Here is a 12,341-nt window from a genome sequence, read left to right on the forward strand (position 1 = left end):
TTGAGTTCTTAGATGTATCAATACACCGCCTTCGATTCAGAGTTTGTCAAAGCACGCGCTGCGCAGTACCGCGACCAACTCACCCGCAACTTGGCTGGCAAATTGGCCGACGATGACTTCCGCCCTTTGCGTTTGCAAAACGGCTGGTACGTGCAACGCTACGCCCCCATGCTGCGCGTGGCCGTGCCTTACGGTGAACTCAACAGTGCGCAACTGCGCGTGTTGTCCAAAATCGCTCGCGACTACGACACGCCTTCGACTGAGCTGCTGGCCCGCGCGCAAAGCACGCAGGACAAAATTGGCGGCATTGACGCCCCCAAGCTCACGGTCAACTACGGCCACTTCACCACCCGCCAAAACGTGCAGTTCAACTGGATTCCGTTGGAGAAAAGCGCCGATGTGATGGAGTTGTTGGCCAGCGTCAACCTGCACGGCATTCAAACCAGCGGCAACTGCATTCGCAACATCACCAGCGACGAGCGTGCTGGCATTGCGGTGGACGAAGACGTCGACCCACGCCCCTACGCCGAAGTGCTGCGCCAGTGGAGCACCTTGCACCCCGAGTTCGCTTACCTGCCCCGTAAATTCAAAATCGCCATCACGGGCGCGACCGAAGACCGCGCAGCCATTGCATGGCACGACGTGGGCTTGCGCGTGTTGCGCAACGACGAAGGCGAAGTGGGCTTCCAAGTGTTGGTCGGCGGCGGCATGGGCCGCACCCCCATCACGGGCAGCGTGATTCGCGAGTTCTTGCCTTGGAACCAAATCATCAACTACCTCGAAGCCGTGGTGCGCGTGTACAACGGCTGGGGCCGCCGCGACAACATCTACAAAGCGCGTATCAAGATTTTGGTGAAGGCCGAAGGCCAACGCTACTTTGACGAAGTCGAAGCCGAATACGAGCGCATTTTGGAAAGCGGTGCACACCACACCATCCCGCAAGTCGAGCTCGACCGCGTGAGCGCCTGCTTTGTGTCTCCGCCTGTGGACGTGGTACCTGACGACGCCCAAGAAAAAGCCGAACAAGCCTTGCTGGCACAAGCCAAGGCTGACAAAGAATTCACCCGCTGGTTGCAACAAAACGTGACCAGCCACCAGAACCCTGGCCTGCGCGTGGTGACCTTGTCGTTCAAACGTTTGGGCCAAGCCCCAGGCGATGCCACCGCAGACCAACTGGCCACTGCCGCTGACTTGGCCGACCAATTCAGCTCAGGCGAAGTGCGCGTGAACCACGACCAAAACTTGGTGCTGCCTTGGGTGCGCATTGATCAGTTGGCCGATCTGTACCAAGCGGCACGAGCCGCTGGCTTTGCCCGCGCCAACGTGCACTTGCTGACCGACATGATTGCTTGCCCCGGCGGCGACTACTGCGCCTTGGCCAACGCCCGTTCATTGCCGATTGCAGCCGCCATCACCGAGCGTTACCAAGACCTCGACGAGTTGTTTGACTTGGGCGAGATTGACTTGCACATCAGCGGTTGCATCAACTCATGCGGCCACCACCACAGCGGTCACATTGGCATCTTGGGCGTGGACAAAGACGGCCAAGAGTGGTACCAAGTCACCCTCGGCGGCTCAGACGGTTCGTTCTTGAGCGGCCCTGCCAAAGCAGGCAAAGTGGTCGGCCCATCGTTCGCCGCTGCCGAAGTGGTAGACGTGGTGGAAGCCGTGCTGGACGTGTACCGCGACAAGCGCGAAACCCACGAAACCTTTGCACGCACCCTGAACCGCGTGGGCTTTGATGTGTTCAAAGCGGCGGCCAACTCGGCCCGCAACACCACCGCACGCGCTGCTTAAGCCTAAAACAGATACGAGATAAATATGAGCTTGCAAATCATTACCCAACACAACGCCGACGGCGCTGATAAAGAAATTTCGGCACGCGCGTTGGCCAACGACGTGGACGTGCAAACCCTGGACCTCGAAGGCTTGGAGCGCATCGATTTGAACTTCCCCAAGTTCACCGATGGCCGCGCTTTCAGCCAAGCGTTTGTGCTGCGCCGTCGCGGCTTTGGCGGTGACATCCGCGCCCATGGCGACGTGTTGATTGACCAGCTGCTGCAAATGCAACGCAGCGGTTTTTCCAGTGCTGTGCTGCGCGACGACCAAGACGCGGCACACGGCGAAAAGCTGTTGACGCACTACAAAGCCTTCTACCAAGGCGATGCCGTCACAGCTGACCCCAAATTTGCCCGCGTGGGTTAAGCAGGCATCCATATGCGCACCAGTTCATTCCTGTCGGCCAACGGCCAGTCCAAGGCCACCACCTTGAACGCCCGCGCCAGCGACGACTTCACGGCCAAGCTGGCCGAAACCCAAGCCTTGTTGCAACGCGCAGCGGCTGAGTTTTCGCCCGTCACACAAGCATCCAGCTTGGGTGCGGAAGATGTGGTCATCACCCACCTCATCAACAGCTTGCAGCTCGACATTCCCGTGTTCGTGCTGGAAACCGGCGCGCTGCACACCGAGACTTTGGCTTTGCTGGAGCGCACCGAGGCCACCTCACGCGCCCCCATCCACGTGTATCGCCCTGTGCATGAGTCGGTCATCCAATTTGTGCGCGCTGAGGGCCAAGACGCAATGTACAAAAGCATTGAGCTGCGCAAAGCGTGCTGCGGCATTCGCAAGATGGAGCCTCTCGCTCGCGCCCTCAAAGGCCAACGCGCTTGGATTACTGGCTTGCGCCAAGAGCAATCGAGCGCCCGCGCCGATGTGCCTTTGCAAGACGACAGCGAAGTGGCCACGAAAAATTTGACCAAGTTCAACCCATTGGCCAAATGGACATGGGGCGATGTGTGGCACTACATCGCCACCAACAACGTGGACTACAACCCACTGCACGACCAGTTTTTCCCCAGCGTGGGCTGTGCACCTTGCACACGCGCCATCAGCCTAGGCGAAGAGTTTCGCGCTGGCCGCTGGTGGTGGGAAGACGAAGCCGCCAAAGAGTGCGGCTTGCACGTGAAGAAATAAAAATTAGATACCGAGAAACGTCATGAACGCTACCACCCAAAACGAGTTGCACCACTTAAGCAACACCCACCTCGATGCGCTAGAAGAAGAAACCATCTTCATCTTGCGCGAAGTCGCCGCTGCCTTTGAGCGTCCCACCCTCTTGTTCTCGGGCGGCAAAGATTCGCTCGTCATGCTCAAGTGCGCTGAAAAAGCTTTTGGCGCTGGCCGCATCCCCTACCCTCTGTTGATGATTGACACGGGTCACAACTTCAAAGAAGTGACCGATTTCCGCGACTCACGCGCCAAAGAACTCGGTGCTGAGCTGATCGTGCGCAGCGTGGAAGACTCGATGAAGCGCGGCACGGTGCGTTTGGCTCACCCTGGTGAAAGCCGCAACGTGCACCAATCGGTCACCTTGCTCGAAGCCATCGAAGAATTCCGCTTTGATGCCCTCATTGGCGGCGCACGCCGTGACGAAGAAAAAGCCCGTGCCAAAGAACGCATCTTCAGCCACCGCGACAGCTTTGGCCAATGGCAACCCAAGGCACAACGTCCTGAACTGTGGACCTTGTTCAACCACAAGTTGCAGCCCGGCGAACACTTCCGCGTGTTCCCCATCTCCAACTGGACCGAACTGGACGTGTGGCAATACATCGCCCGCGAAAAAATCGCGCTGCCTTCGATTTACTACACGCACAAACGCGAAGTGGTGGACCGCCGTGGCTTGCTGGTGCCCGTGACCGAACTCACACCACCGAAGGACGGCGAAGAAGTGGTGATTCGCGACGTGCGCTTCCGCACCGTGGGCGACATCACCTGCACTTGCCCTGTCGAGAGCGATGCGGCCACGCCCGAACAAATCGTGATCGAAACTTTGGCCGCCGATGTGAGTGAACGCGGCGCGACCCGCATGGACGACAAAACCTCTGAGGCTTCGATGGAGAAGCGCAAAAAAGACGGCTACTTCTAAGACGGTGAATTTGATGACTACAACAAATACAGATACACAAAACGCACTGAAATTCATCACCTGTGGTTCAGTCGATGACGGCAAAAGCACCTTGATTGGCCGCTTGCTGGTCGACACCAAAGCAGTGTTGCAAGACCACTTGGCAGGCGTGCAACGCTCAGGCGAAACCGACCTGGCTTTGCTCACCGACGGCCTCTCTGCCGAACGCGAACAAGGCATCACGATTGACGTGGCCTACCGCTACTTCAATACCGAAGCACGCAAGTTCATCATCGGCGACGCCCCCGGCCACGAGCAGTACACACGCAACATGGTGACCGCTGCCTCTAGCGCTGACGCTGCCGTGGTGTTGGTGGATGCCATCAAGCTGGACTGGAAAAACCCTGCGCTTGAACTGTTGCCCCAAACCCGTCGCCATTCGCTGTTGGTCAACCTGCTGCGCGTGCCCTCCATCGTGTTCGCCATCAACAAACTCGATGCGGTGGACGACCCCGCTTTGGCTTACCAAAACATCGAAGCCGCATTGCGCAAGTTCGCAACTGAAGCAGGCATCACCATCACGGCCATGGTGCCCGTGTCCGCCCTCAAAGGCTGGAACGTGGTGGACACCACCAACGCCGACCAAGCTGCTTGGTGCGGCTACACCGGCCCAAGCCTGTTGAGCATCTTGGAAGCCTTGCCCAACACGCCCGCTGAAACCGAGGTGGCCTTCAGCTTCCCCGTGCAGTGGGTCGAAAAATTCCACGACTCCGGCGTGACCACCCAAGGCCGTCGCGTGTTCTGGGGCCGTGTGGCCACGGGCACCATCGAGCCAGGTCAAACCATCAAAGTATTCCCAAGCGGCCAAACTGCGGTGGTGTCGCAAGTGCTGTCGGCCACACGCGAGCCACAAAACAAAGCTGCTGGCCACAGCGCAGGCATCGTGCTGGACCGAGAAGTGGATGTCTCGCGTGGTGACTGGTTGCTGGCCGCCGAAGGCAGCACCGAAGGTCAACGCCAACTCAACACCACCATCGCTTGGATGGACGACGAGCCCTTGGTGGCTGGCCGTGTGTACTGGGCTTTGCACGGTCACCGCTGGGTCAAAGCCAAAGTGCAACGCGTGGTGCACCGCCTGAACGTGAACACCTTGGCCGAAGAAGAAGCCACCGAGCTGGCCCCCAACGCCATTGGCCACGTCACTTTGGCCTTGCAAGAGCCTTTGGTGACGCTGCCTTTCAAGCAGTCGCGCATCTTGGGTGCTTTGGTGTTGGTCGACACGGCCACCCACAAAACCTCGGGCGCTGTGTTGGTGAACTGACCCAACTTCTAGCCCCGTATTGAATCCCGTTTAAAATCAAAGGCTTGGCGCACAGCTCCCGCTGTTGCGCCCTCTTTTTTACCCATCGATTGAATTGTCATGACGCACGTTGTCACCGAAGCCTGTATCCAATGTAAGTACACCGACTGTGTGGACGTTTGTCCCGTCGACTGCTTCCGCGAAGGCCCCAACTTCCTCACCATCGACCCAGACGAGTGCATCGACTGCGCAGTGTGCATCCCCGAGTGCCCTGTGAACGCCATCTACGCCGAAGAAGATGTGCCAGAAGGCCAAGAACACATGACCAAGCTCAACGCTGAGTTGTCCTTGATCGGGTGGCCCAGCATCACCAAGCGCAAAGCGCCTATGGCCGATGCTGACGCATGGAAAGACAAAACCGGCAAGCTCGCCGAACTCAAGCGCTAAGCACCTCGTCCTATGACGGCCTCCGCGATTCACACCGATGCCGTCATCGTGGGCGCAGGCCCTGTGGGCCTGTTTCAGGTTTTTCAGCTCGGGCTACAAGACATTCGCAGCCACGTCATTGACGCACTGCCCCATGTGGGCGGCCAGTGCGTCGAGCTGTACGCCGATAAACCGATTTACGACATTCCCGGCATCCCCGTGTGCACGGGCCGTGAGTTGGTGGCGCAGCTGCAAACCCAAATCAAACCGTTTGAGCCTACCTTTCACCTCAATCAAGAAGTGACCGAGGTCGAACGCTTGGACGACGGCCTCATCTCGGTGCGCACGTCTGCGCAACAGCATTTCATTTGCAAGGTCTTGGTCATCGCCGCAGGCGTGGGTGCTTTCCAAGCGCGCAAGCTGAGCGTAGAAGGTGCAGCAGAGCTAGAAGGCACGCACGTGCATTACCGCTTGGGCGAAGCCTCGCGCTTTGCAGGCCAAGACGTGGTGGTGTTGGGCGGTGAAGAATCTGCCGTTGCGGCGGCGTTGAAACTCACGCTCGAAACAAAAGCAGCACGCAGCGTGACGCTGATGCACCGCCGCGATGTGTTTACCGCCGAACCTGTGCTCTTGCAAGCCATGCGCGATGCGGTTGCCAGCGGTAAGCTGCAACTGCAAATTGGCCAGCCTACTGCCTTGTTAAGCACATCGAACCAGCTTCACGCCGTGCAAGTGGCCACGCCCGATGGTCAAACCATGGAGCGCCCAGCGCAACATGTGGTGGCGTTCTTGGGCCTCTCGCCCAAGCTTGGCCCCATCACCAACTGGGGCTTGGCCATGGAGCGCAAACAACTGGTGGTCAACACCGAAACCTTTGCCACCGATGTACCAGGCATCTTTGCCGTGGGCGATATCAACACCTACCTCGGCAAGAAAAAACTCATCTTGTGCGGCTTTCACGAAGCCACCCTCGCCGCTTTTGGCGCAGCGGCTATCGTGCATCCCACACGAAAAACCCTGCTGCAATACACGACAACGTCGACCGAATTGCATCGCCTTCTAGGCATCGCTTAAAATCTGCATCGCGTTAGCAATAACGCATCCGCTAGGGGTGTTGAAGCCGTCACCGACTTCGACTGAGAAAGTCCCTTTGAACCTGATTGAGGTAATCCTCGCGCAGGGAAGCTTGGTCTTACAACGAGGCTCTTCACTCACAAGAGCATTCACTCGTTTAGAAATCAGCCGACCTGTCATACGTTTAAGGAAACGTCATGGCAAACCATTCGCCATTCTTGAAAGCAACGCGCGTTCACGCGGCCGTTGCACTGTGCATTGCATCTTGCGCGTCCGCTTGGGCGCAACAAAATCCCACCGAAATCACCATCACCGACAAACTGCCTGCGCGCGTGTCTGGCTTTGGTGATGTGCCCGCGCACGAGTTGCCGTTCAACACCACCACCATCGACAGCGCCACACTGAAAGACATCGGGGCACAACGCCTATCGGATGCTTTGCATTTGGATGCTTCTGTCACAGATAGCTATAACGCACCTGCATACTGGGACATGCTCAGCGTGCGAGGTTTCACATTGAACAACCGCTACAACTATCAACGCGAAGGCTTGCCCATCAGTGCCGAAACCATGATTCCGATGGATAACAAAGAGCGCATTGAACTACTTAAAGGAACAAGTGGCATGCAAGCGGGCACTAGTGCACCCGGAGGACTGGTGAACTATGTGGTCAAACGTGCCCCCACAGGTGTGGAGCAAAAAATTCGCAACGTCACCATTAGCTACGGTGACGGGAATAACCGTTTGGTAGCGGCCGATTTGGGTGGACGCTTCGGTAATACCTCAGAGTTTGGCTACCGATTCAATATAGCCCATGAAGACCTCAATCCTTATATCAAAAATGCGACAGGTCATCGCGATTTAGTCGCGTTAGCAATGGACTTTCGAATTAATTCGGACAGCAAATTGGAATGGGAAATTGAGCAAAGCCATCGAGAGCAAATTGGTGTGAACGCATACAGCTTACTGGGGACAAGTGACCCATCTACTGCGGCTTTCCCTTCTTCTGTCAATCCGCGTTTAAATTTCACCTATCAACCTTGGACACAACCCCAAGTATTTGATGCGTTCACGAGCACTATCAGATTCAAACAAAACTTGAACAATGGATGGCTCTGGACAACACAAGTCGGAACGCAACATCTACGGATGGATGATCGGCTGTCATATGCATGGGGTTACGACTGCCACAGTATTACGTGCGTCAACTGGGACAGATTCAGCCCACAAGGCAATTTTGACCTATGGGATTACCGAAGCGAAAACGAACGTAGAAAGACAGAAGTTATTCAAACTGAGTTGACTGGAACATCATCGCTATCTGGCTTTCAACACGATTTGACTTTCAGCGTCATGCGATACCGTCAACTCAATCGTCTACCTCCGATGCAAGCATATAACTATGCAGGCACAGGCAATATCGACGGAACGGGTACCAACACAGCAGTCCCAACCCCATACGACTTAAATACGGAACGAAGCGACTACACGAATGAGTTCGGTGTTAAGGACCGGATACATCTGAGTAAGCAAACCTCAGCTTGGTTGGGTTTGCGTCATATTCAAATGAATCGCCAAAGCACCAAAACAGATGGAAGCGTCCCCGTTCAAGATCAACGTAACGTCACAACACCATGGATTGCTTTCAGTCACTCATTAGACGCATCCATGACGGTGTATGCCAGTTATGGTGAAGGCATCGAGACAGAGGTCACACCCAACAAATCAAGCTACACCAATCGAGGACAAGCACTACCGGTCCTGCGCAGCCATCAACAAGAAATTGGTATCAAAAAACAGACGCTTTCAAGTAGCTGGCAAATCACTTGGTTTGATATCACTCGCCCTGTATCGGGATGCGATCCAATGGCAACACCCTGCACAAAACAAATTGACGGCGAGGCACACCACAAAGGCATAGAACTTAGCGGCAACACTTCGGTAAAGAACTGGAACTTGGGCGGCGGCTTGACATGGATTGATGCAAAACGTGAAAACAGCAACCTTACGCCAGAGCTGAATGGTCAGCGCCCTGTCAACGTACCCTCATACATCTTGCGCGGCATGGCTGAATATCGGTATACCTCGGTCCCAGGGTTGCGCGCAGGCGTTCGCTTTTCTCACGAGGGAGAGCGAAACGTAACCGGCATAGGCGACATCAAGCTCCCAGCTTGGACTACCCTAGACGCCACGGCACATTACGACACAAAAATAAACGACATCGCATCGACTTGGACGTTGGGTATCAACAACGTGGCTAATAAACAATATTGGCGTGAATCCCCCATGCAAGATGGCCACTTCTACCTCTACCCCGGCGCTCCGCGGACTTTAAGGGCCAGCGTTCAATTCCGTCTTTAAACATCAAGTAAAGTCAAGGGCATGAATCGGAAATCTAGATTTTTGGAAGTTTCTCGCACAAAAAGGGCGATTGCACTTTGTATTACGGCGACTTCCACAGTCTGGGCGCAACAAAATCCGACGGAAATCACCATCACTGCCGAGCCTCCCATTCGGGTATCCGGCTTTGATGGTGCGCCCTTGCAAGAGCTACCCATCAGTGTCAGCACCATCAACCAAACCACCTTACGCGACATAGGTGCACAACGCGTCACCGACGCTTTGCGCTTAGACGCATCGGTGAGCGACAGCTACAACCTCCCCGCCTATTGGGACAAACTGAGCGTGCGTGGCTTTGCGCTTGACAACCGCTACAACTACCGCCGCGAAGGTTTGCCCATCTCCGCCGAGACCATCATTCCGATGGACAACAAAGAGCGCATTGAGTTGCTCAAAGGCACGAGCGGCATTCAGTCTGGCACCAGCTCGCCAGGCGGTTTGGTCAATTACCTGGTCAAACGCGCACCCACCAGCGCAGAAAAAAACATTCGTGATGTCACGCTCAGTTACGGCCCTGGAAACAACCGTTTGGTAGCCACAGATTTGGGCGGACGCTTTGGTCAAGACGCTGATTTCGGCTACAGGTTCAACGTGGCTCACGAAGACCTTGATCCTTATATTCGTGACACCAAGGGTTACCGTAATTTGGTGGCCTTGGCCATGGACTGGCGCATCAACAGAAACAACCGATTGGAGTGGGAGTTTGAGCAAAGCCACCACACGCAAATTGGGGTGAACTTTTACAGCTTGCTGTCATCCGGACCAACTCAAAAGGTACTGCCGCCAACCGTGGATGGCACACGCAACATCACGCGTCAGCCCAACTCGCAACCTGGCGTGTTCGATGGTCTGACAGGCACGGTGCGTCTGAAACATCAGTTAAACAACGGCTGGATGTGGAATACGCAATATGGTTCGCAACGTTTGCGTGCCGATGACCGATTGACCTATGCATCCGGTTGCAGCAGCGCCATCAGCGATAGCTTTTGTCTTTCGCCGATGGGTAATTTTCAAATTCGGGATTACACCAGCGAGAACGAGCGACGCATGAGCGACGCGATTCAAACGGAACTCCGCGGTCAAGTTCAATTGGGGGGGCTGGAACACAGCGTTCAGCTCAGCCTCATGCGACAGCGCCAAATGAACCAAATGCCCTACTCGTACAGCGACAACCTGGTGGGCATGACCAACATCAATGGGGGCTTAACCCCAACCCCCGACTACAACACTTACCGACAAACCAGCAGCACTGACTACAGCACCGAAGTGGCCGTCAATGACCGCGTGCGATTAACTGATCGCACACAAGCTTGGTTTGGCCTGCGTCACACCCAACTGAGCCGCCAAAGCATGCAAACCGACGGCAGTGCGGCGGTGCAAGACATACGGGGTGTCAGCACGCCTTGGTTAGCTTTGAGCCATCAACTGACCCCGCATCACTTGGTCTATGCCAGCTACGGTCAGGGCCTAGAAGCACGTGCAACGCCCAACACACCCAATTACACCAACGCAGGTCAACCCTTGCCAGCGCTACGCAGCACCCAACGCGAAGTTGGTATCAAAAGTCAAGGCACGCACGCGAACTGGCAAATCACTTGGTTTGACATCACACGCCCCGCCATTTCCGACTCTGGTGCTTGCAACACAAACACGGCCAGCTGCACACAACAAATCGATGGCCAAGCCCACCACCAAGGCATCGAACTCAATGCCCAAAGTCATTTGGGCCGATGGTCGATGGGAGGCAGCGCCGCATGGCTAGATGCCAAACGTGAAAATGCCACCGTCCAAACAGATCTGAACGGCCAACGCCCGATCAACGTGCCCAAGTACATCTTGCGTGGCATGGCCGAATACCGCTCGGCCAGCCTGGTGGGATTGCGCTCTGGCCTTCGCCTGTCACACGAGGGCAAACGCAATGTCACCGAATACGGTGACATCATGCTGTCAGCATGGACCACGGTGGACGCCACCACACACTACGACACCAAAGTCAACCATGTCGCATCCACCTGGACATTGGCTATCAACAATCTGGCCAACAAACACTATTGGCGTGAATCCCCGAAACAATATGGGCAGTACTTTCTCTATCCAGGAGCACCTCGCACAATTCGCGCAACAATTCAGTTTCACCTCTGAAAAACGCGAAAAAAATGCGCTATAATTTTTGTATTCCTCGATAGCTCAGTTGGTAGAGCGCCGGACTGTTAATCCGTAGGTCCCTGGTTCGAGCCCAGGTCGAGGAGCCAATTAATAAGGGCCTTGCAGTGATGCAAGGCCCTTTTTCTTTGCTTTAGAAGGAATTATTGGACATGGTTTTGACCCCCATTGAGCTGATTTTTGGTTTAGTCGGCTGTATTTTGGCGATGCTGATTGGCGCTTGGATGGCAAAAAAGCAAGCGCGTGCGTTTAGCCATCAAAGTCATGCCAACGCAGATCAAACGGTGCAGCAAAACGGCGATTTGCCTGTGGTCACTTTTGCAGACTACGGTGACATGCGTTTTTTGCATTTGGGCACCCCCGCAGTGCAGGGCTCTATGAAGGTGAGCAAGCCGTTTGAAATCCACCTCGAATATCAACAACGCATGATGGGCTGGTTGTTATTGACAGATTTAGATCAAGTCAGTCATAAACACGCCATGCAGCTGGGATTGGGCGCTGCATCACTGACCAAGTTTTGTTATCAGCATTTAAAGATGCGGACCATCGCCATCGAATTAAACCCACAGGTGATAACGACATGCAGGCAGTGGTTCAACTTACCCAAGGACAACGACAAATTGCAGGTGGTATTGGGCGACGCCGCCGAAATTGCAGGCGACGACCAATGGCGCGGAAAGATCGATGCTTTGCAAGTTGATTTGTATGACCAAGATGCTGCCCGCCCAGTAATCGACAGCGAAGATTTTTACCGTGATTGCCGCAGCTTGCTCACCCACGAAGGTTGTATGGCGGTGAACTTATTTGGCCAAGCCTCCAACTATGACGAAAGCTTGAAAAAAATCACAACAGCTTTTGGCAAAGACGCCGTGTGGGCATTCAAACCCACCCCAGCAGGCAATGCGATTGTTCTGGCTTTGCGTACACCTCGCGTGTTTGACACAAACACATTGCAGGCCCAGGCGCAAACGATTCAAACACGTTGGCCTTTGCCTGCAACAAAATGGCTGAAGACATTAGCCCCAATCAGCAAGACCATGACCCTAGATCGTGCAAGCCTCAGTTGAGAAGCCAG

The 12,341-nt window shown here is 55.3% G+C and carries 10 protein-coding genes, 1 tRNA gene and 1 riboswitch; all 11 genes read left to right on the forward strand.

Features of this window, described 5'->3' with window-relative positions; translation table 11 throughout:
- The first annotated feature begins 12 nt into the window (after positions 1-12).
- On the forward strand, positions 13-1,797 hold the full coding sequence (locus QMG15_RS07650; RefSeq protein WP_281788103.1) for a nitrite/sulfite reductase: 1,785 nt from the start codon (positions 13-15) through the stop codon (positions 1,795-1,797).
- Positions 1,798-1,821: 24 nt separating this feature from the next.
- Complete coding sequence (locus QMG15_RS07655) at positions 1,822-2,205, forward strand: DUF934 domain-containing protein (protein ID WP_281788104.1); 384 nt, start codon at positions 1,822-1,824, stop codon at positions 2,203-2,205.
- A 12-nt stretch (positions 2,206-2,217) separates the two neighbouring features.
- Positions 2,218-2,973 (forward strand): phosphoadenylyl-sulfate reductase, encoded by a 756-nt coding sequence (locus QMG15_RS07660; RefSeq protein WP_281788105.1) that lies wholly within the window; start codon positions 2,218-2,220, stop codon positions 2,971-2,973.
- A gap of 22 nt (positions 2,974-2,995) precedes the next feature.
- Entirely contained in the window at positions 2,996-3,925 is a 930-nt protein-coding gene (gene cysD, locus QMG15_RS07665; RefSeq protein ID WP_281788106.1) for a sulfate adenylyltransferase subunit CysD, read from the forward strand.
- Between the two features lie 13 nt (positions 3,926-3,938).
- Positions 3,939-5,225, forward strand: a complete 1,287-nt coding sequence (locus QMG15_RS07670; protein ID WP_281788107.1) for a GTP-binding protein — start codon at positions 3,939-3,941, stop codon at positions 5,223-5,225.
- Between the two features lie 99 nt (positions 5,226-5,324).
- Positions 5,325-5,651 carry a ferredoxin FdxA gene (fdxA, locus tag QMG15_RS07675; protein ID WP_108283995.1) on the forward strand — a complete coding sequence of 109 codons (327 nt, stop codon included), beginning with the start codon at positions 5,325-5,327 and terminating at the stop codon, positions 5,649-5,651.
- Between the two features lie 12 nt (positions 5,652-5,663).
- The gene (locus QMG15_RS07680; protein ID WP_281788108.1) at positions 5,664-6,704 is read left to right on the forward strand and encodes an NAD(P)/FAD-dependent oxidoreductase; all 1,041 of its coding nucleotides are present in this window, start codon (positions 5,664-5,666) and stop codon (positions 6,702-6,704) included.
- 23 nt (positions 6,705-6,727) lie between these two features.
- Positions 6,728-6,830, forward strand: a riboswitch (TPP riboswitch).
- Positions 6,831-6,901: 71 nt separating this feature from the next.
- Positions 6,902-9,064, forward strand: a complete 2,163-nt coding sequence (locus tag QMG15_RS07685; protein ID WP_281788109.1) for a TonB-dependent siderophore receptor — start codon at positions 6,902-6,904, stop codon at positions 9,062-9,064.
- Between the two features lie 180 nt (positions 9,065-9,244).
- A complete protein-coding gene (locus tag QMG15_RS07690; RefSeq protein WP_281788110.1) occupies positions 9,245-11,245 on the forward strand; it encodes a TonB-dependent siderophore receptor in 2,001 nt (666 codons plus the stop codon).
- Positions 11,246-11,279: 34 nt separating this feature from the next.
- Positions 11,280-11,355: transfer RNA gene (locus QMG15_RS07695), tRNA-Asn, on the forward strand.
- A 63-nt stretch (positions 11,356-11,418) separates the two neighbouring features.
- Entirely contained in the window at positions 11,419-12,333 is a 915-nt protein-coding gene (locus tag QMG15_RS07700; protein WP_348773316.1) for a spermidine synthase, read from the forward strand.
- The last annotated feature ends 8 nt before the right edge of the window (positions 12,334-12,341 follow it).

The sequence above is a fragment of the Limnohabitans sp. INBF002 genome, from assembly GCF_027924905.1.
GTDB lineage: Bacteria > Pseudomonadota > Gammaproteobacteria > Burkholderiales > Burkholderiaceae_C > Limnohabitans.

Coding starts and splice junctions, on each gene's coding strand:
- QMG15_RS07670 (WP_281788107.1), top strand. CDS start 3,939: ATGACTACAACAAATACAGATACACAAAACGCACTGAAATTCATCACC.
- cysD (WP_281788106.1), top strand. CDS start 2,996: ATGAACGCTACCACCCAAAACGAGTTGCACCACTTAAGCAACACCCAC.
- QMG15_RS07680 (WP_281788108.1), top strand. CDS start 5,664: ATGACGGCCTCCGCGATTCACACCGATGCCGTCATCGTGGGCGCAGGC.
- QMG15_RS07650 (WP_281788103.1), top strand. CDS start 13: ATGTATCAATACACCGCCTTCGATTCAGAGTTTGTCAAAGCACGCGCT.
- QMG15_RS07660 (WP_281788105.1), top strand. CDS start 2,218: ATGCGCACCAGTTCATTCCTGTCGGCCAACGGCCAGTCCAAGGCCACC.
- fdxA (WP_108283995.1), top strand. CDS start 5,325: ATGACGCACGTTGTCACCGAAGCCTGTATCCAATGTAAGTACACCGAC.
- QMG15_RS07700 (WP_348773316.1), top strand. CDS start 11,419: ATGGTTTTGACCCCCATTGAGCTGATTTTTGGTTTAGTCGGCTGTATT.
- QMG15_RS07685 (WP_281788109.1), top strand. CDS start 6,902: ATGGCAAACCATTCGCCATTCTTGAAAGCAACGCGCGTTCACGCGGCC.
- QMG15_RS07655 (WP_281788104.1), top strand. CDS start 1,822: ATGAGCTTGCAAATCATTACCCAACACAACGCCGACGGCGCTGATAAA.